The organism is Mesorhizobium newzealandense, from assembly GCF_042682145.1.
Lineage (GTDB): Bacteria > Pseudomonadota > Alphaproteobacteria > Rhizobiales > Rhizobiaceae > Mesorhizobium > Mesorhizobium newzealandense.
This window is the reverse complement of record NZ_JBHUGZ010000006.1, coordinates 137,392-155,061: the sequence shown is the minus strand read 5'-3', so window position 1 is coordinate 155,061 and position 17,670 is coordinate 137,392. Positions and strand designations below refer to the sequence as shown.

The window sequence follows — 17,670 nt, the reverse complement described above, 5'->3', positions numbered from 1 at the left end:
GCGATGGATTTTTCGCTCGGGCCGGACGACAGTCGACCCACATCAAACGAGGCCCGATCATGACCGCAGCATTTCTCTCTCACATCGACAGCGAGCTCGCGGGGCTTAAATCGGCCGGCCTCTACAAAACCGAGCGGGTGATCACTTCCACCCAGTCGGCCGAGATCGAGGTCGGCGGGCAGAAGGTGCTCAATTTCTGCGCCAACAACTATCTCGGCCTCGCCGACAGCGCCGAGCTGCGCGCGGCGGCCAGCCAGGCGCTCGACCGCTATGGCTACGGCATGGCGTCGGTGCGCTTCATCTGCGGCACGCAAGAGGAGCACAAGCAGCTCGAGGCGACGATTTCATCCTTCCTCGGCTTGGAAGACACCATCCTCTATGGCTCCTGCTTCGACGCCAATGGCGGCCTGTTCGAGACGTTGCTGGGGGAGGACGATGCGATCATTTCCGATGCGCTGAACCACGCCTCGATCATCGACGGGGTGCGGCTGTCGAAGGCAAAACGCTTCCGCTATGCCAACAACGACATGGCCGACCTCGAAGCGCGGCTGAAGGAGGCGAAGGACTGCCGCTTCCGGCTGATCGCCACCGACGGCGTGTTTTCCATGGATGGCATCATCGCCAATCTGAGGGGTGTCTGCGACCTCGCCGAGAAGTACGATGCCATGGTGATGGTCGACGACAGCCATGCCGTCGGCTTCGTCGGCCGGAACGGCCGTGGCTCGGCCGAGCATTGCGGCGTCGAAGGCAGGGTCGACATCATCACCGGCACGCTCGGCAAGGCGCTCGGCGGTGCATCCGGCGGCTACACATCAGGCAGGAAGCAGGTGGTCGACTGGCTGCGCCAGCGCTCGCGGCCTTATCTGTTTTCCAACACGCTGATGCCGGCGATTGCCGGCGCCTCGATCAAGGTGTTCGACCTGATCCGCAATGGCGACGCCTTGCGCGAGCGCCTCTATGCCAATGCGGCGCGGTTCAGGTCACAGATGGGCAAGCTTGGCTTCACGCTGGCCGGGGCCGACCATCCGATCATTCCGGTGATGCTGGGCGATGCGACGCTGGCGCAGGAGATGGCCGCGCGCATGCTGAAGCGCGGCATCTATGTCATCGGTTTTTCCTTCCCGGTGGTGCCGAAGGGCCAGGCGCGCATCCGCACGCAGATGTCGGCAGCGCATTCCAGCGCCGAAATCGACCGCGCGGTGGAAGCGTTCGGCGCCGTCGGGCGCGAACTCGGGGTGATTTCCTGAAAGGCCGAAATCGCAAAGCGATTCCGGAACAAGAGCTTCAAGGGACAAAAGCATGTCGAACATGATGAAGGCGCTGGTGAAGGCCAAGGCCGAACCTGGCATCTGGATGGAAGAGGTGCCGGTGCCGGAAATCGGCCCCAACGACGTGCTGATCAAGATCAAGAAAACCGCGATCTGCGGCACCGACGTCCACATCTACAATTGGGACCAGTGGGCGCAGAAGACGGTGCCGGTGCCGATGGTGACCGGCCATGAATTCGTCGGCACCGTCGCCGACTTCGGCGCGGCAGTGACCGAATACAAGGTCGGCCAGCGAGTGTCGGGCGAAGGCCACATCGTCTGCGGCCATTGCCGCAACTGCCGCGCGGGCAGGGGGCACCTGTGCCGCAACACGCTCGGTGTCGGTGTCAACCGGCCGGGTGCCTTCGGCGAGTATCTGGCGATCCCGCAGCACAATGTCGTGCCGATCCCCGATGACGTGCCGGACGAGATCGCCGCGATCTTCGATCCCCTTGGCAATGCGGTCCACACGGCTCTGTCCTTCGACCTGGTCGGCGAGGACGTGCTGGTCACCGGCGCCGGGCCGATCGGCATCATGGGTGCGCTGGTGGCGCAATGCGTCGGCGCGCGAAAGGTGGTCATCACCGACATCAATCCGGTGCGGCTGGCGCTGGCGAAAAAGCTCGGCGTCCAGCATGTCGTCGACGCCTCGAAGGAAAAGCTGCGTGACGTCATGCCGGCGCTCGGCATGACCGAGGGTTTCGACGTCGGCCTCGAAATGTCGGGGGCGGCCCCCGCCTTCCGCGACATGATCGACACCATGAACAATGGCGGCAAGATCGCCATTCTCGGCATAGCGTCCACCGGCTTCGAGATCGACTGGAACAAGGTCATCTTCAAGATGCTGCATCTCAAGGGCATCTACGGCCGCGAGATGTTCGAGACCTGGTACAAGATGATCGCGCTGGTGCAGGGTCCACTCGATGTTTCGGGTCTGATCACGCACCGCATCGGCATCGACGATTTCCAGACCGGCTTCGACGCGATGCGCAGCGGCAGCTCCGGCAAGGTGGTGATGGACTGGTAGCGCCGAAATAAGAGGCGTCGCGATCCTTCGCGCCTCCCTCTTTCCTGCCGACCGCTGACGATCTAGTTCCTGTCCAGCGCTTCCTCCAGCGCGGCCACTCCACTGACGACGGCCACCCGCTCGGCGAGATTCAGTCTTGCCAGCAACTCCCGCTCGAACGCTATCGCCAGCGGCACCATCTCGCGATAGGCAGCAAGGCCCGCTTTGGTCAGCGTCAGATGCTCGACGCGGCGGTCGTTTTCGTCAGGGGTTCGGGTGAGCCAGCGCCGCCGTTCGAGTTCGGCGACGGCGCGCGACACCTTGGTCTTGTGCATCGCCGATTGCTCGCCGAGTGCTGTCGCGGTCATCGTGCCGTGCTGGCCGAGCCCGGAAAGGGTGCGCCATTCCGGCCGGGTCAGGCCGTGACTGTCCTTGTAAATCCCTGCGAATTCCCGGCTGACCGCGTCGGCCAGGCGATAGAGGCGGTAGGGCAGGAAGTTTTCCAGGTCGAGGATTTCCGGTTCCATGGTTGCATATCCCGGCGGCGGCATTGGCATTGATAGTTACATTTTCGATGGTTACAAATGAAACCAGTTTGGTCAATTGAGATCCATTCCGGGAGGAAGCAATGGCCTTTTCCTACATGCCGGGCTTCGGCAACGACTTCGAAACCGAAACCTTGCCCGGCTCGCTGCCGCAGGGGCGGAACTCGCCGCAGCGGCCGGCCTATGGCCTCTATGCCGAGCAGCTTTCGGGCTCGCCCTTCACCGCCCCGCGCGGCACCAACGAGCGCTCCTGGCTCTATCGGATCAGGCCGAGCGTGAAGCACACCGGCCGCTTCAAGCCGGCGCACTATCCCTTGTGGAAGAGCGCGCCCAATGTCGGCGACCACGAGCTGGCGCTCGGTCAGTACCGCTGGAACCCGGTGCCGATGCCGAAAGAACCGACTGATTTCATCGCCGGCATGCGCAGCATAACCACCGCCGGCGACGTGCTCGGACAGACCGGCATGGCGGCCCATGTCTATGTCGCCAACCGCTCGATGGTTGACGATCATTTCTTCAACGCTGACGGCGAGTTGCTCATCGTGCCGCAGGTCGGCGCCCTGCGCTTTGTCACCGAAATGGGCGTCATCGAGCTTCGGCCCGGCGAGATCGCCGTGCTGCCGCGCGGTCTTGTCTTCAAGGTCGAACTGGTCGATGCCGAAGTGCGCGGCTATGTCTGTGAGAACTACGGTGCCAAGCTGACGCTGCCGGACCGTGGCCCGATCGGCGCCAATTGCCTCGCCAACCCGCGCGATTTCAAGACGCCTTGCGCCTGGTTCGAGGAGAAGGAAACGCCGTGCCGGCTGACGGTGAAATGGTGCGGAAATTTCCACGTTACCGAGATCGGCCATTCGCCGCTCGACGTCGTTGCCTGGCACGGCAACTACGCGCCCTACAAATATGATCTGGCGACCTTTTCACCGGTTGGAGCGCTGCTGTTCGACCATCCCGATCCGTCGATCTTCACCGTGCTCACAGCCCCGAGCGGCGAGGAAGGCACCGCCAACATCGACTTCGTCATCTTCCCGCCGCGCTGGCTGGTGGCCGAAGATACATTCCGGCCGCCCTGGTACCACCGCAACATCATGAGCGAGTTCATGGGGTTGATCCACGGCCAGTACGACGCCAAGGAGGAGGGTTTCGTGCCCGGCGGCATCAGCCTGCACAATCTGATGCTGGCCCATGGGCCGGATGCGCCTGGCTTCGAAAAGGCCTCGCGCGCGGACTTGAAACCGGTCAAGCTCGACAACACCATGGCTTTCATGTTCGAGACCCGTTTTCCGCAGATGCTGACCCGCTACGGTGCCGAACTGGAAACCCGGCAGGACAATTACATCGACTGCTGGGCCGATCTGAAGAAGCGCTTCAACGGCACGCCCGAGGGCGACTGGTCTTGAGCAGCGAGCCAATGCCGGACCTGCTGGTGCTTTTGGGCTCGAAGGGCGGTCCGGCACTTCGGACGGGTGGACCGTGGCCGAGCTCGTCGCTGCTGCAGATCGGCGGCCGCAGCATTGTCGTCGACTGCGGACTTGGCGTGACGCGCGGTCTGGTCGATGCCGGCATCGGCTTGAAGGCACTCGACCTGATCTTCGTCACGCATCTGCATTCCGACCATGTGCTGGAACTCGGGCCGCTGATCCACACCGCCTGGACGGCCGGTCTGGCCGCGCCGGTCAGCGTGTTCGGCCCGCCCGGCACCGGCCATTACTGGCGGCGCTTTTGTCAGGCGATGGAATTCGACATCGAGATCCGCGTCGTAGACGAGGGCCGGCCGGATATTCGCGAGCTGGTTTCGATCAGCGAATTCGCCGAAGGCTTGGTTGTCGAGCAACGCGGCTTCAAGGTTTCGGCGCTACGCGTCGACCATCCGCCGGTGACCGATTGCTTTGCCCTGCGCTTCGAACATGGCGGGAAAAGCGTGGTGTTTTCCGCCGATACGGCTTTCTATCCACCACTCGCCGATTTCGCCCAGGGCGCCGACATCCTCGTCCACGAAGCCATGCTGGAGCAAGGCATCGAGCGGCTGGTGGCGAAGACCGGCAATGGTGCGCGGCTACGAGCGCATCTGCTTGCCAGCCACAGTTTTGCCGAGGAGGCCGGGCGCATCGCCAGCGATGCCGGCGTGAAGAGGCTGGTGCTCAACCACCTCATTCCGGCCGACGACCCCGGGATCGTCGAAGCCGACTGGATCGCCGCTGTCAGGAAAACATGGGCCGGCGACTTGACGATCGCCCGCGACGGCCTTGTTGTGGGGTTAAGCAGCGAGAAAGCTGCACAAGGAGAGGAAACCGCATGAAGCTTGCCACATTGAAGGACGGGACGCGTGACGGAAAACTCGTCGTCGTCTCGCGCGACCTGACACGCTTCACCGACGCCTCGTTCCTGGTGCGCACGCTGCAGGCAGCGCTCGACGATTGGCGACGCATCGCCCCGCATCTCGCGACAATAGCGGAATCGCTGGAGAACAATGCGGTGCCGTCGGAGCGCTTCCACGAGCATGACGCCCATTCGCCGCTGCCGCGCGCCTATCAATGGGCCGATGGCTCGGCCTATGTGAACCATGTCGAACTGGTGCGGAAAGCGCGCGGCGTCGACATGCCGGCGAGCTTCTGGACCGACCCGCTGATCTACCAGGGCGGCTCGGATTCCTTCATCGCACCACGCGATCCGATCCGCATGGCTGACGAAGCCCTCGGCATCGACATGGAGGCGGAAGTCGCCGTTGTCGTCGACGATGTGCCGATGGGTGTCGGCCTCGATGAGGCGCGCGCCGCGATCCGGTTGGTCATGCTGGTCAATGACGTGACGCTGCGTGCGCTGACCGGACCGGAGCTGGCCAAGGGTTTTGGTTTTTTCCAATCGAAGCCGTCCTCGGCGTTTTCGCCTGTGGCGGTCACGCCGGACGAACTGGGCGACGCCTGGGATGGCGGCAAGGTGAACCTGCCGCTGCTCGCCGATCTCAACGGCAAGCCGTTCGGGCGGGCCAATGCGGGCGTCGACATGACTTTCGATTTTCCGGCACTGATCGTCCACGCCGCCACAACAAGGCCGCTGGCTGCCGGCACGATCATCGGCTCCGGCACTGTGTCCAACAAGCTCGACGGCGGGCCGGGCAAGCCTGTGTCGGCCGGCGGCGCCGGCTACTCCTGCATCGCCGAACTGCGCATGATCGAGACCATTGTATCAGGCGCACCCAAAACGCCTTTCCTGCGCTTCGGCGACACGGTACGCATCGAGATGAAGCACAGGACCGGACATTCGATCTTCGGCGCCATCGAGCAGAAGGTCGAGAAATACGAGAGGTGAGGGAATGACGGGGGAGGCATTCTATCTGCTGGCGGGCGTCTGGGCGCTAGCCATACTGGCGGTCTTCGTCGTGGCGATCCGGCTGAGCTACCGCATCGAGGCGCGCTCGCCCGACCTGACCAACCGCAGCGGCTTTCCGCGCAATGCGATGATGTTCCACACCATCACCAACATGAGCGTCGCTCGGGACGAGGAAACGCAGGGCATGCGGCGGCGCATGAACCGGCTTCTGCTGCTCGTTCTCGCCGGATTTGTGGTTATGTGGGCGGGTCTGTATCTGGTCCGGTCCGCGGGATGACGTCATGAACCTGCTGGACCATCTGCGCCGCATGGCGCGCAACAATCTCTGGTCGAACGACCGGCTTTATCGCGCTGTATTGTCGCTTGCGCCTGGCGAATTCGAGGCCGAACGCACCAGCTTCTTTCCGTCGATCAAGGCGACGCTCAACCACATTCTTGCGGTCGATCTTCTCTATCTCGATTTTCTCGAAGAGGGCGGAGTCGGCGCTGCCGCCCATGACGATTTCGTGCCGATCGAGGAGCCGCAGGCGTTGTTTGTAGCCCAGGTCGCAGCCGACCGACGCCTGACCGCGTTTTGCGATCGGCTGTCGGCAGCCGATCTCGATCGGCAGGTTGTCACCGACCGGCGCGAGGACGGCATGATCCCGGAGCGTATCGGCGACATCCTCGCCCATGTCTTCCTGCACGACATCCATCATCGTGGCCAGGTGCACGCAATGCTCTCCGGCACCTCGGTCAAGCCGCCGCAACTCGACGAATTCCTGCTCGATTACGATGTGAAGCTGAGGAGGGAAGAGGTCGAGCGGTTGGGGCTCGAGATTTGATTTCGAGCATGACCCGAAGATCGGTCATGCGCTATCCGCTCAACATGAAACCTACTCCGCCGCCTGCACCTTGATCACGCCGCGCTTGATCTGGTCCTGCTCGATCGATTCGAACAGCGCGCGGAAATTGCCCTCGCCAAAACCTTCGTCGCCCTTGCGCTGGATGAACTCGAAGAAGATCGGCCCGATCACGGTTTTCGAAAAAATCTGCAGCAGGATCTTGGTCATGCCGCCATCGACGACGCCTTCGCCGTCGATCAGGATGCCGTGCTTCTTCATCCGCTCGATCGGCTCGTCATGGCCGTTCACGCGGTCATAGGACATGTCGTAATAGGTTTCCGGCGGGCCGGGCATGAACTTCAGTCCGTTTTCGGCCAGCCTGTCGGTGGCGGCGTAGATCTCGTCGGTGCCCACCGCAATGTGCTGGATGCCTTCGCCATTGTACTTCTTCAGATATTCGGCAATCTGGCTGGTCTCGTCCTTGGACTCGTTCAGCGGAATGCGGATCTTGCCGCAAGGCGAGGTAATGGCGCGGCTGACCAGCCCGGTGATCTTGCCATCAATGTCGAAGAAATGGATCTGCTTGAAGCCGAACAGGTTGCGGTAGAAATCCCACCATTTGTCCATCTGGCCGCGATAGACATTGTGGGTGAGGTGATCGAGGAAATAGAAGCCGACGCCTTGCGGCCGCGGGTCGCGCGCGCCCAGCCACTCGAACTCGGCATCATAGGCCGAGCCCTTCTTGCCATAGGTTTCGATGAAATAAAGCAGCGAGCCGCCGATGCCGAGGATGGCTGGCACGTCGAGCGCCTTGTCGGTGCCTTCGTAAGGGGTAGCGCCGTTGGCAACAGCGTGGTCGAAGGCGTGTTTGGCATCGACCACCCGCCATGCCATCGAGGCAGCGCAGGGACCGTGCTTGTCGACGAATTTCATCGCATGCGAGCCGGGCTCGGCATTGACGACATAATTGATGTCGCCCTGGCGCCAGACGGTGATGTTCTTCGTGCGGTGCCAGGCCACCGCGACATAGCCCATGCGGGTGAACAGTTCGGCGAGCTTTTCCGGCTCCGCATGCGCGAACTCGACAAACTCGAATCCATCCGTGCCGGCGGGGTTGTCCTTGCTGATCTTGGCGGGTGGGGCGTCGTGCGGGAAGGGGCCCATGATATTCCTCCGGATATGGCTTGGCCTGAAAGGCTCATCTGGCGCCATCATAGCGCGGAGCCGGCGCATGGTGCTTGCATTCAAACGCTTGAAATGATCAGTTCATGCGTGAAGCGTGCACTATGAGGGGTAAATCCATGGATGAGACGCGTATTGATCAGTTTGACCGCAAGATAATGGCGCTGTTACAGGTCGATGCGCGGCTGACCAACAACGATTTGTCGGAGCGGGTGAACCTGTCCGCGTCACAGTGCTCGCGCCGCCGCCAGCGGCTCGAGGAAGACGGCTTTATCAAGGGCTACCGCGCAGTGCTCGACCGCGACAAGCTCGGCTTCTCGCTGGTCAACGTCATCTCGGTCACGCTCGCCACCCACAACCGCGACAATGCCAGGCGCTTCGGCGAACTGGTTGCGCGGCTGCCGGAAGTGCAGGAAGCGCACGCGCTGACCGGCGAGATGGACTACATCCTGAAGGTGGTGACGCCCGACCTGAAGTCGCTGTCGGAATTCGTCAACGGCGTGCTCCTGCCGCACGAATCCGTTCAGCATGTGAAGACGGCGATCGTGCTTGAGACGCTGAAGGAAACCGGCGCCCTGCCGATTTGAACTTGGGGCCGATTTAACCCTTCGACTGCTGGATCAATCCATAGAGGTTGGTGCAGCGCGCGCCGGAACGGCAATAGGCGAAGACCGGGCCGTCGAGTTCGTCGAGCGCCTCGGCCTGATCCTCGACATTCTCGGCCGTGATCTGGCCGCTGATGACGGGGATGTAGCGGAAGGCTAGGCCTGCGGCTTCGACCGCCGCCTTGACGGTATCGGCTGAAGGCTGGCCGGGCTGCTCATCATCCGGCCGGTTGCAGATGACGCTCTTGAAGCCGGCCTCCTTGATGGCGGTGACGTCTTCGGGCTGGATCTGGCCCGAGACTGAATAGTCGTCGCTGATTTCGCGGTATTCCATGGCAGCATCCTCGCAATCTGATTTGGCGAGAAGTCTTGCCACTCTCCGGCGGAACCGGCAACACCCGTCAGGTAGAATCCGGCCGGGCTTGTCTCTGCCCGACCGGATGGAATGACGAGCCGCGTCAGCTGCCGAGAATGGCGCCTTTGATCTGGCTGATGTTGTTATGCATCATGTCGATATAGGTCGAGGCCGGACCGTCGGGCTGCGACAGTGCGTCCGAATAGAGCGTGCCACCCACCTTGATGCCGGTTTCGCTGGCGATCTGCTCGATCAGGCGCGGGTTGGTGATGTTCTCGACGAAGATCGCCGCCGCCTTGTCCTGCTTCACCTGGGTGACCAGCTTGGCGACATCGGCGGCCGACGGTTCGGAGTCCGTCGAGATGCCTTGCGGGGCGAGGAAGGTCAGGCCGTATTCGTGCTCGAAATAGCCGAAGGCGTCATGCGAGGTGATGACGACGCGCTTCGCTTCAGGGATCGAGGCGATCGCCGCTTTCACTTCGCCTTCGACCGCGTCGAGCTTCTTGGTGTAGGCGGCGGCATTGGTCTGGTAGCTGACGCAGCCGTCCGAGTCGGCCGCGCAGAAGGCTTCGGCGATGTTCTTCACATAGATCTTGGCATTGGCGATCGACTGGAAGGCGTGCGGATCGGTGACCGTCTTGCCGCCGCCTGTGCCGGCACCCTCAGCTGCGTCGGCGTCGGCGAATTCAGGTTTGAAGTCGATCGGCGTCACGCCCTTGGTCAAGGTGACGATCGAGGCCTTGGTGGCGCTGGCATCGACCAGCCGCTGCAGAAAGCCTTCGAAATGCAGGCCGTTGACCAGCACGATGTCGGCCTTGGCCATTGCCACCGCATCGGCCGGGCTCGGCTCGTAGACATGGGCGTCTCCGTCCGGACCGACAATGGTGGTGACATCGATGCGGTCGCCACCGACATTTTTCGCAAAATCGGCAATGACGGTGAAGCTGGCGACCACTTTCAGCGGTGCCGCGAAGGCCGACGATGCGCCAAAGGCGGTTAATGTTATAACGCTCATCACAAGGGCGGCGCGGATCGATTTCAGCATTTGCGGGTCTCCTTTTAGGGGGGTGGGGATCAGGCCGTTCTGTGACGGTGATGGATGATGCGGGCGCGCAGAATGCCGCGCGTGCCGAACAGGATCGAGGCGAAATAGACGACGCCGGCGGACAGGATGATGGCCGGGCCGGATGGCAGCGACGCGTGATAGGACAGAAGCAGCCCGGCGATGCAGGAAGCAAAGCCGATCAGCACGGCCAGCACGCACATCGGCTCGACGCGCACGGTCCAGAAACGGGCGGCTGCGGCCGGCAGCATCATCAGTCCGACCGAAAGCAACGTGCCGAGTGCCTGGAAGCCGCCGACGAGGTTGAGCACGACGAGGCCGAGAAAGATGAAATGCACCGGACTGCCGAGCCGGCTGACCGAGCGCAGGAACAGCGGATCGAGGCATTCGGCGACCAGCGCCCGCCAGAAGACGGCGAGGCTGACCAAGGTCACTGCGACAATGCCGCCGATCAGCGTCAGCGCTTCGTTGTTGAGCGCCAGCACCGTGCCGAACAGCACATGCATGAGATCGACGCTGGAGCCGCGGATCGACACCATCAAGACGCCGATGGCGAGCGAAATCAGATAGAAGGCCGCCATCGAGGCGTCTTCGCGCTGGATAGTGAAGCGCGAGACGGCGCCGGCGCCGAGTGCCACGATGATGCCGGCGATCAGCCCGCCGATGGTCATCGGCAAAATCTCCAGCCCATAGAACAGGAAACCGGCGGCGGCACCCGGCAGGATAGCATGCGCCATCGCGTCGCCGGACAGGCTCATGCGCCGCAGCATCAGGAAGACGCCAACCGGGCAGGCGCCGAGCGATAGCATCAGCGAACCGATCAGCGCCCGCTGCATGAAGCCGAAATCGGCGAAAGGCGCGATGAAAAGACCGTAAAGCGTGTCCATCAGGCAGCCCTCGGTCCGACACCATGGTCATGGTCATGGTCATGCCCGTGAGCATGGCCATGATGGTCGTGATCGTGGCCATGGGCGTGCTCTTCTGGCTCGCACCAGGGCGCATTCTCTTCCCAGGCTTCGTGGAAGCGGCGGGCGCGCAACAGGTTCTCCGGCTTCAGCGTCTCCCTGGTCTCGCCCCAGGCAATCGGCTGGCGGGCAAGCAGCAGCGTTTCGGGGAAATTCTCGCGCACCAGATCCAGGTCGTGGACGACCACCATGATCGTGCGCTCCTCGCCATGCCAGCGCTTGATCAATGCGATGAGGTCGCCGACCGTCTTGGCGTCGACAGCGTTGAACGGTTCGTCGAGCAGGATGAGGTCGGCGTCCTGCAGCAAGACACGCGCAAACAGCGTGCGCTGCAACTGGCCGCCTGACAGCGTGTCGATCGGCCGCTTCTCGAAGCCGCCGAGGCCGACGGCCATCAGCGCCTGGCTGACGGAATCGCGATCTTCCCTGGTATGGCGGCCGAGCAGGCCGCGCCGTGGCCACAGGCCGAGCGAGACCAGGTCAACCACCCGCGCCGGAAAGGAGCGATCGAGCTCCGATTGCTGCGGCAGATAGGCGGCACGCACGCCGGGCGCGCGGACGACCTCACCGGCCATCGGTTTCAGGACGCCGACAATGCCTTTCATCAGCGTCGATTTGCCGGAGCCGTTGGCGCCGACCACGGCGGTCAGGGAGCCTTTGCGAATGGTGCCGTCGAGGTGATGGATCGCCGGGTGGCTGCCGTAGCCAAGCGTCAGGTCGCGGAAGGTCAGGCAGGTATTTGTCATTCTGCGATCCGTGGGGCAGCGAAATCCGGCTGCTGGCAGCGTCCGATTGGATATGTGATGTTATTACATTAGTCAACAAGCCAATCGGGCGGAATTGCGGCTGCCGGGTCAACTTGCCGTGTGGTGGTTGGCCCAAGGGGATTCGACCGGGCGACCTTGCCCGAAGCCGGCGGCAACTCTAAAGAGGCGCAACCGACACAGGAAGGAACCATCCAATGAGCATTCGTCGCATCGATGTTGGCCCGCGCATGAGCCAGATCGTCATTCACGGAAATACTGTCTATCTGGCCGGTCAGGTCGGCGAGCCCGGCGGGAACGTCGCTGCGCAGACCAGGGACATCCTGGCGGCTATCGACGAACTGCTGGCCAAGGCCGGTTCGGACAAGACCAAGATCCTGCAGGCGATCATCTGGCTGGCCGACATGGGCACCTTTGCCGAGATGAACGCGGAATGGGACAAGTGGGTGCCGCAAGGCAACACGCCCGCCCGCGCTACCGGCGAAGCAAAACTCGCCGGACCGGAATATCTGGTCGAGATCATTATTACGGCGGCGATTTGAGCCGACGGGGATGCTGCCAATCTCCCCCACGAGTGGGGGGTGAGCAGCCGGTTCGCGTCAGCGAATTCAGCGCGCCAGTGGCGCGCTGAAAGGCTGGCGAACGCCGGGACGCTGCCGTAGGCCGCGGGGACCCGGCAAGCGCGGCTGCCCTTCGCTATGGCTCCGGGCGTTCGGCGTTCGAAAAGCCAAATCGTTGGCTTTTCGCCAGCCTTCGGCTGGAGACGCCTCACCCCTGCGACGGCCTGAAACGCGCCACCAGCGTGTGGCTCTCCGCCGCGTAGGTGAAGCGTACATGGGTGACCGGATGTTCGGCGCTCCATGTCCGTCGCTCGACCACCAGACAAGGCGCGCCGGCCGCGATGTCGAGTGCCGCCGCGATCTGCCTGTCGGCGGCGACCGCGCGAATACGGTGTTCGGCTTCGCTCCACGGCACGCGGCCGATCAGCCACGGGCTGGGCGCGATGGCCAGGAATTCCTCGTCGGCTGCTTCAGGCACCGCGGTCAGATTGATCAGCCGCTGCTCATGCGCGAACGGCCGCTGGCCGGCGAAATGCCGGCATTCCAGCGCCAGCACCGGCCCGGCGGTACCGACCTCCAGCAAAGAGCGGTCCTCTGCGTCGCTGCGCCTTTTGTGCCGCGTCACGCGCTCGTAGCGATAAAGCAGGCCGAGTGCTTCGACCTCGACCCTTATATCGTGGATCTCCAGCACCGCCGCTTGTGACTGCGGCCGGCGGACAAAGCTGCCTGAGCGGCGGCGGCGCTCGATCAGCCCCGCCTTGGCCAACTGCGACAGCGCCTTGTTCACCGTCATGCGCGAACAATTGTATTGCGCGCTCAACTCGTGCTCGAACGGGATGCGATGGCCGGGCGCCCAGGCGCCGGACAGGATCTTTTCGCTGATGTCGGACAGGATGCGCTGGTGCAGCGAGACGCCACCTTCCACATCCGCTGTCTCGATCATGCTCATGCCGAAAGCGCCGTCATCACGCTGCGAAACCGCTCGGCGATGGCCTCGCGCCTTGCATGCCGGCCGCCGCTAACCTGTTTGTTGCCATGAACCCAGACGCAGTCGACCTTGCTGCCATTGGCGAAGATCCAGGCGTCGAGGATCGCATCGCCGGTCTTGCCGGCCAGCGAGGGATTGCTCGAGTCGAGCGAGACGAGATCAGCCGATGCGCCGGCGGCAATCGCGGAGGCGCCTGCACCAAGGGCGACTCTGCCGCCGTCGAGCGCGGCATCGAACAGCGCGCGCCCGGTGGAGCCGCCGGCCACCGCCAGCACATTGCGGGCGCGATGGGCGAGGCGCTGCGAATATTCGAGCTGGCGCAACTCGTCGGGCAGGCCGATCAGCACGTTGGAATCGGAGCCGACGCCGAAGCGGCCTCCATGTTCCCTGAACAGCGGCGCTGAAAAAGTGCCGTCACCGAGATTGGCCTCGGTGATCGGACAAAGGCCGGCGATCGCCCCACTCTTCGCCATCCCGACGGTTTCCGCATCGGTCATGTGCGTGGCGTGGATCAGGCACCAGCGTTGGTCTACTTTCGCGTTGGCCAGCAGGAATTCGACCGGCCGCGCGCCCGACCAGGCAAGGCAGTCCTCGACTTCCTTCACCTGCTCGGCCACATGGATGTGGATCGGCCCATCCGGCGCCATGGCCGCCACCTCAGTCAATTCCTCCGGTGTCGCCGCGCGCAAACTGTGTGGAGCAACGCCGACAACAGCCTGATTCAAGGCCCGAACCGATTCGCGGCTTTTCTCAACCAGCCTGGAGAACCGGTTCACATCGTTGATGAAACGCCGCTGGCCTTCGTTCGGCGCAGCGCCTGCGAAAGAGGAGTGTGCGTAGAACACTGGCAGCAGCGTCAGGCCGATGCCCGTCTCGCCGGCCGCGGCCGCGATGCGTTCGGCCATCTCGGCAAGGTTGGCGTAGGGTTTTCCGTCGCGGTCGTGATGCAGGTAATGAAATTCGCCGACGCGGGAAAAGCCGGCCTCCAGCATCTCGACATAGAGCTGCGCCGCAACTGCCTCGACCTGGTCGGGCGTCATCGACAGGGCGAAGCGGTACATCACCTCGCGCCAGCTCCAGAAACTGTCGGCGGAAGGGCCGCGAAGCTCGGCCAATCCGGCCATACCGCGCTGGAAGGCATGGCTGTGCAGATTGGGCATGCCGGGCAGCAGGATCGCGTGGCGTTCGTCGCCAGCCACGGCGGTGGCTCCCGGCTCGACAGTTGTTATGCGTCCATTGGCCAAGGTGATCCGCACATTGCTGTGCCAGCCATTGGGAAGGAGCGCCTGTTCCGCGAAGATATCAGTCACTTTTCTCTCCGGTTCCCTGTCTCATATGCGATGATGGCACTTGCAGTGCGTTTCAATATGTATATACATAATCGCCACCGATTGAAACGGAAAAGATGATGGCTGCAGAGAGCAAAAGCCGGGTAGGGGGTCTTCGTCTGTGGCGCAATGCGCGCCTGGCGACCATGGCCGAGGGTGCTGCCGGACTTGGTGTCGTCGAACACGGCGCGATCGCCGCGCGTGACGGCCGCATTGTCTATGCCGGCCCTGAATCGGGGATGCCCGCAGCGCTTGCCCAAGGCGCCGATACGATCGATTGCGAGGGGCGCTGGATCACGCCCGGCCTGATCGACTGCCACACCCATCTGGTCCATGCCGGCAACCGCGCCAACGAGTTCGAGATGCGATTGGCCGGCGCCACCTATGAAGAGGTCGCCAGGGCCGGCGGCGGCATTGTCTCCTCGGTCAAATCCTTGCGGGCCGCCAGCGAAGGCGATCTGGTCGCGCAGTCGCTGCCGCGCCTCGATGCGCTGATCGCCGAGGGCGTCACCACCGTGGAAGTAAAGTCGGGCTATGGGCTCGATCTCGAAAACGAAAAGAAGTCGCTGCGTGCTGCCCGTCAGCTGGGTGAACAGCGGCCAGTGACGATCCGCACGACCTTTCTCGGCGCCCATGCGTTGCCGCCGGAAGCCATGGGCGACAAGGACGCCTTCATCGATCTGGTCGCAAAGGAAATTCTTCCGGCGGTTGCCGCCGAGAGGCTGGCCGATGCCGTCGACGGGTTTTGCGAGGGCATCGCCTTTTCGCCGGAGCAGATGGCGCGCGTCTTCGATGCCGCCAAGGTGGCAGGCTTGCCGGTCAAGCTTCATGCCGACCAACTGTCCAATTTGCATGGCGCCGAGCTTGCCGCGCACTATGGTGCGCTGTCGGCCGATCATCTCGAATACACCGATGAGGCGGGCGCCGTGGCGATGGCGAAGGTCGGAACCGTGGCGACAATCCTGCCTGGCGCCTACTACTATATTCGTGAAACCAAGAAGCCGCCGATTGGCCTGTTCCGTCAGCACGGCGTCAGAATGGCTGTCGCCACCGACAACAATCCCGGCACCTCGCCGCTGACGTCGCTGCTTCTAACCATGAACATGGCGGCGACCTTGTTCGGCCTGACCGTCGACGAATGCCTTGCCGGTGTCACCCGCGAGGCCGCCCGCGCGCTCGGCCTGCTGGGACAAACGGGTACGCTGGAAGCCGGCAAATCCGCCGATCTGGCGATCTGGAACATCGAGCGCCCCGCCGAACTCGTCTACCGCATGGGCTTCAACCCGCTGCATGCCCGCATCTGGAGAGGACAATGACCGAACTGACCCTGAAGCCCGGCAATGCGACGCTGGCCGACTGGCGCGCCATCTACCGTGGCGCCGTGCCGAAGCTTGACGACGCCTGCCGGCCAAAGATCAAGGCGAGCGCCGAGGCCGTTGCAAGGATCGTCGCCAAGGGCGAGCCGGTCTACGGTATCAACACCGGCTTCGGCAAACTGGCCAGCGTCCGCATCCCCGCCGGCGACCTTGAGACCTTGCAGCGCAACATCGTGCTGTCGCATGCCGCCGGCGTCGGCGAGCCGATGCCGGTCGCTGTTTGCAGGCTGATGATGGCGCTGAAGCTGGCCAGCCTGGCGCAGGGCGCGTCCGGCGTGCGGCCGCAGACCATCGAATTGCTGGAGGCGATGCTGGCCAATGACGTCATCCCGGTGGTGCCGGCGCAAGGCTCAGTCGGCGCCTCCGGCGACCTTGCCCCGCTGTCGCACATGACGGCGGTGATGATCGGCGTCGGCGAATGCTTCACCCCGCATGGCCGCTTCCCGGCCAAGGTCGCCTTCGTTTCGCACGGGCTGGAGCCGGTGACATTGGGCGCCAAGGAAGGCCTGGCACTGCTCAACGGCACGCAGTTTTCCACCGCCTATGCGCTCGCCGCTCTGTTCGAGTCCGAAGTGCTCTACCAGTCGGCGCTGGTTGCCGGTGCATTGTCGACCGACGCTGCAAAAGGCTCCGACGCCCCCTTCGATCCCCGCATTCATGCGCTGAGAAAGCATCGCGGCCAGATCGAGACGGCGGACGCGCTGCGCAATTTGATGGCCGGCAGCGCCATCCGTGAATCGCACCGGGTTGGCGACGAGCGCGTGCAGGATCCGTATTGCCTGCGTTGCCAGCCGCAGGTCATGGGTGCAGCACTCACCGTTCTGCGTCAGGCAGCCGACACGCTTGGCACCGAGGCCAATGGCGTCACCGACAATCCGCTGATCTTTGCCGAGGATGATACCGCACTTTCCGGCGGCAATTTCCACGCCGAGCCGGTGGCCTTCGCCGCCGACATGATTGCGCTCGCCGTCTGCGAGATCGGCTCGCTGTCGGAGCGGCGCATCGCCATGCTGGTCGATCCGGCGCTGTCGGGCATGCCGGCCTTCCTGACGCCGAAGCCCGGCCTGAACTCCGGTTTCATGATCCCGCAGGTGACGGCGGCGGCCCTCGTTTCCGAGAACAAGCAGAAAGCCTATCCGGCCAGCGTCGATTCCATACCGACCTCGGCCAACCAGGAAGACCATGTTTCGATGGCAGCGCATGGCGCGCGCCGGCTGATCGGCATGGTCGAGAACGCAACCGCGGTTATCGGCATCGAATTGTTGGCCGCTACCCAAGGCTGCGATTTCCATGCACCGCTCACTTCGAGCGCGGCACTTGAAGCCGTGCGCAAGTTGGTCAGGGCGGAAGTGCCGCATCTCGACAATGACCGGCATTTCCATCCTGATATGGAGAAAGCCATCGCCATGGTGCGCAGTGGTGCGACCATCAAGGCAGCCGGTGCGGTAACACTGCCGTCGATCTCGGGAGCCTGA

General features: G+C 63.4%; 19 protein-coding genes. 11 read left to right on the top strand and 8 right to left on the bottom strand.

The genetic code is table 11. The features are described from left to right. The first annotated feature begins 59 nt into the window (after positions 1-59). Both ACFSOZ_RS08715 and tdh read left to right on the top strand, forming a co-directional pair. The gene (locus tag ACFSOZ_RS08715) at positions 60-1,247 is read left to right on the top strand and encodes a glycine C-acetyltransferase (protein ID WP_379096048.1); all 1,188 of its coding nucleotides are present in this window, start codon (positions 60-62) and stop codon (positions 1,245-1,247) included. Between the two features lie 52 nt (positions 1,248-1,299). Next, on the top strand, positions 1,300-2,334 hold the full coding sequence (gene tdh / locus ACFSOZ_RS08710; protein ID WP_379096045.1) for an L-threonine 3-dehydrogenase: 1,035 nt from the start codon (positions 1,300-1,302) through the stop codon (positions 2,332-2,334). 62 nt (positions 2,335-2,396) lie between these two features. Here the strand turns inward: tdh and ACFSOZ_RS08705 are convergent, their stop codons facing one another. Further along, positions 2,397-2,840, bottom strand: a complete 444-nt coding sequence (locus ACFSOZ_RS08705) for a MarR family winged helix-turn-helix transcriptional regulator (protein ID WP_379096042.1) — start codon at positions 2,838-2,840, stop codon at positions 2,397-2,399. 101 nt (positions 2,841-2,941) lie between these two features. On the opposite strand from ACFSOZ_RS08705, the gene hmgA reads away from it, so the two are divergent. The 5 genes from hmgA to ACFSOZ_RS08680 are packed head-to-tail and all read left to right on the top strand — an operon-like array spanning position 2,942 to position 7,009. Further along, positions 2,942-4,255, top strand: a complete 1,314-nt coding sequence (hmgA, locus tag ACFSOZ_RS08700; RefSeq protein WP_379096039.1) for a homogentisate 1,2-dioxygenase — start codon at positions 2,942-2,944, stop codon at positions 4,253-4,255. 11 nt (positions 4,256-4,266) lie between these two features. Continuing rightward, on the top strand, positions 4,267-5,154 hold the full coding sequence (locus tag ACFSOZ_RS08695) for an MBL fold metallo-hydrolase (protein WP_379096084.1): 888 nt from the start codon (positions 4,267-4,269) through the stop codon (positions 5,152-5,154). Beyond that, a complete protein-coding gene (locus tag ACFSOZ_RS08690; protein ID WP_379096036.1) occupies positions 5,151-6,164 on the top strand; it encodes a fumarylacetoacetate hydrolase family protein in 1,014 nt (337 codons plus the stop codon). The genes ACFSOZ_RS08695 and ACFSOZ_RS08690 overlap by 4 nt, the downstream gene beginning before the upstream one ends. A 4-nt stretch (positions 6,165-6,168) precedes the next feature. Further along, entirely contained in the window at positions 6,169-6,462 is a 294-nt protein-coding gene (locus ACFSOZ_RS08685) for a hypothetical protein (RefSeq protein ID WP_379096033.1), read from the top strand. A 4-nt stretch (positions 6,463-6,466) separates the two neighbouring features. Continuing rightward, a complete protein-coding gene (locus ACFSOZ_RS08680) occupies positions 6,467-7,009 on the top strand; it encodes a DinB family protein (protein WP_379096030.1) in 543 nt (180 codons plus the stop codon). 51 nt (positions 7,010-7,060) lie between these two features. Here the strand turns inward: ACFSOZ_RS08680 and hppD are convergent, their stop codons facing one another. Further along, a complete protein-coding gene (hppD, locus tag ACFSOZ_RS08675; RefSeq protein WP_379096027.1) occupies positions 7,061-8,173 on the bottom strand; it encodes a 4-hydroxyphenylpyruvate dioxygenase in 1,113 nt (370 codons plus the stop codon). Positions 8,174-8,310: 137 nt separating this feature from the next. Here hppD and ACFSOZ_RS08670 point away from each other — a divergent pair, with 137 nt between their 5' ends. Further along, positions 8,311-8,778, top strand: a complete 468-nt coding sequence (locus ACFSOZ_RS08670; protein ID WP_379096024.1) for an Lrp/AsnC family transcriptional regulator — start codon at positions 8,311-8,313, stop codon at positions 8,776-8,778. Positions 8,779-8,791: 13 nt separating this feature from the next. Here ACFSOZ_RS08670 and ACFSOZ_RS08665 read toward each other — a convergent pair whose 3' ends face one another. The 4 genes from ACFSOZ_RS08665 to aztA all read right to left on the bottom strand — a co-directional run bounded on the left by ACFSOZ_RS08665 (position 8,792) and on the right by aztA (position 11,925). Further along, entirely contained in the window at positions 8,792-9,130 is a 339-nt protein-coding gene (locus tag ACFSOZ_RS08665) for a protein tyrosine phosphatase family protein (RefSeq protein WP_379096021.1), read from the bottom strand. Between the two features lie 124 nt (positions 9,131-9,254). Then, positions 9,255-10,196 (bottom strand): zinc ABC transporter substrate-binding protein AztC, encoded by a 942-nt coding sequence (aztC, locus tag ACFSOZ_RS08660; RefSeq protein WP_379096018.1) that lies wholly within the window; start codon positions 10,194-10,196, stop codon positions 9,255-9,257. A gap of 29 nt (positions 10,197-10,225) precedes the next feature. Further along, complete coding sequence (aztB, locus tag ACFSOZ_RS08655) at positions 10,226-11,101, bottom strand: zinc ABC transporter permease AztB (RefSeq protein WP_379096015.1); 876 nt, start codon at positions 11,099-11,101, stop codon at positions 10,226-10,228. Next, positions 11,101-11,925 (bottom strand): zinc ABC transporter ATP-binding protein AztA, encoded by an 825-nt coding sequence (gene aztA, locus ACFSOZ_RS08650; protein ID WP_379096012.1) that lies wholly within the window; start codon positions 11,923-11,925, stop codon positions 11,101-11,103. Before aztA ends, aztB begins: the two co-directional genes overlap by 1 nt. 215 nt (positions 11,926-12,140) lie before the next feature. On the opposite strand from aztA, the gene ACFSOZ_RS08645 reads away from it, so the two are divergent. Next, positions 12,141-12,485, top strand: coding sequence for a RidA family protein (locus ACFSOZ_RS08645; RefSeq protein WP_379096009.1), 345 nt, complete (start codon positions 12,141-12,143; stop codon positions 12,483-12,485). Between the two features lie 226 nt (positions 12,486-12,711). Here ACFSOZ_RS08645 and hutC read toward each other — a convergent pair whose 3' ends face one another. Both hutC and ACFSOZ_RS08635 read right to left on the bottom strand, forming a co-directional pair. Continuing rightward, complete coding sequence (gene hutC / locus ACFSOZ_RS08640; RefSeq protein ID WP_379096006.1) at positions 12,712-13,452, bottom strand: histidine utilization repressor; 741 nt, start codon at positions 13,450-13,452, stop codon at positions 12,712-12,714. Beyond that, on the bottom strand, positions 13,449-14,801 hold the full coding sequence (locus tag ACFSOZ_RS08635; RefSeq protein ID WP_379096003.1) for a formimidoylglutamate deiminase: 1,353 nt from the start codon (positions 14,799-14,801) through the stop codon (positions 13,449-13,451). The genes hutC and ACFSOZ_RS08635 overlap by 4 nt, the downstream gene beginning before the upstream one ends. 98 nt (positions 14,802-14,899) lie before the next feature. On the opposite strand from ACFSOZ_RS08635, the gene hutI reads away from it, so the two are divergent. Beyond that, positions 14,900-16,135, top strand: a complete 1,236-nt coding sequence (hutI, locus tag ACFSOZ_RS08630) for an imidazolonepropionase (RefSeq protein WP_379096000.1) — start codon at positions 14,900-14,902, stop codon at positions 16,133-16,135. Then, positions 16,132-17,670 (top strand): histidine ammonia-lyase, encoded by a 1,539-nt coding sequence (gene hutH / locus ACFSOZ_RS08625; RefSeq protein WP_379095997.1) that lies wholly within the window; start codon positions 16,132-16,134, stop codon positions 17,668-17,670. Before hutI ends, hutH begins: the two co-directional genes overlap by 4 nt.

Excerpts from the sequence above, each read along its gene's own strand:
- aztC (WP_379096018.1), bottom strand. The coding sequence starts at position 10,196 with ATGCTGAAATCGATCCGCGCCGCCCTTGTGATGAGCGTTATAACATTA.
- hutC (WP_379096006.1), bottom strand. The coding sequence starts at position 13,452 with ATGAGCATGATCGAGACAGCGGATGTGGAAGGTGGCGTCTCGCTGCAC.
- ACFSOZ_RS08690 (WP_379096036.1), top strand. The coding sequence starts at position 5,151 with ATGAAGCTTGCCACATTGAAGGACGGGACGCGTGACGGAAAACTCGTC.
- ACFSOZ_RS08685 (WP_379096033.1), top strand. The coding sequence starts at position 6,169 with ATGACGGGGGAGGCATTCTATCTGCTGGCGGGCGTCTGGGCGCTAGCC.
- ACFSOZ_RS08695 (WP_379096084.1), top strand. The coding sequence starts at position 4,267 with ATGCCGGACCTGCTGGTGCTTTTGGGCTCGAAGGGCGGTCCGGCACTT.
- ACFSOZ_RS08645 (WP_379096009.1), top strand. The coding sequence starts at position 12,141 with ATGAGCATTCGTCGCATCGATGTTGGCCCGCGCATGAGCCAGATCGTC.
- ACFSOZ_RS08665 (WP_379096021.1), bottom strand. The coding sequence starts at position 9,130 with ATGGAATACCGCGAAATCAGCGACGACTATTCAGTCTCGGGCCAGATC.
- hutH (WP_379095997.1), top strand. The coding sequence starts at position 16,132 with ATGACCGAACTGACCCTGAAGCCCGGCAATGCGACGCTGGCCGACTGG.
- aztA (WP_379096012.1), bottom strand. The coding sequence starts at position 11,925 with ATGACAAATACCTGCCTGACCTTCCGCGACCTGACGCTTGGCTACGGC.
- ACFSOZ_RS08680 (WP_379096030.1), top strand. The coding sequence starts at position 6,467 with ATGAACCTGCTGGACCATCTGCGCCGCATGGCGCGCAACAATCTCTGG.
- hmgA (WP_379096039.1), top strand. The coding sequence starts at position 2,942 with ATGGCCTTTTCCTACATGCCGGGCTTCGGCAACGACTTCGAAACCGAA.
- ACFSOZ_RS08670 (WP_379096024.1), top strand. The coding sequence starts at position 8,311 with ATGGATGAGACGCGTATTGATCAGTTTGACCGCAAGATAATGGCGCTG.
- ACFSOZ_RS08715 (WP_379096048.1), top strand. The coding sequence starts at position 60 with ATGACCGCAGCATTTCTCTCTCACATCGACAGCGAGCTCGCGGGGCTT.
- ACFSOZ_RS08705 (WP_379096042.1), bottom strand. The coding sequence starts at position 2,840 with ATGGAACCGGAAATCCTCGACCTGGAAAACTTCCTGCCCTACCGCCTC.
- tdh (WP_379096045.1), top strand. The coding sequence starts at position 1,300 with ATGTCGAACATGATGAAGGCGCTGGTGAAGGCCAAGGCCGAACCTGGC.
- hppD (WP_379096027.1), bottom strand. The coding sequence starts at position 8,173 with ATGGGCCCCTTCCCGCACGACGCCCCACCCGCCAAGATCAGCAAGGAC.
- hutI (WP_379096000.1), top strand. The coding sequence starts at position 14,900 with ATGGCTGCAGAGAGCAAAAGCCGGGTAGGGGGTCTTCGTCTGTGGCGC.
- aztB (WP_379096015.1), bottom strand. The coding sequence starts at position 11,101 with ATGGACACGCTTTACGGTCTTTTCATCGCGCCTTTCGCCGATTTCGGC.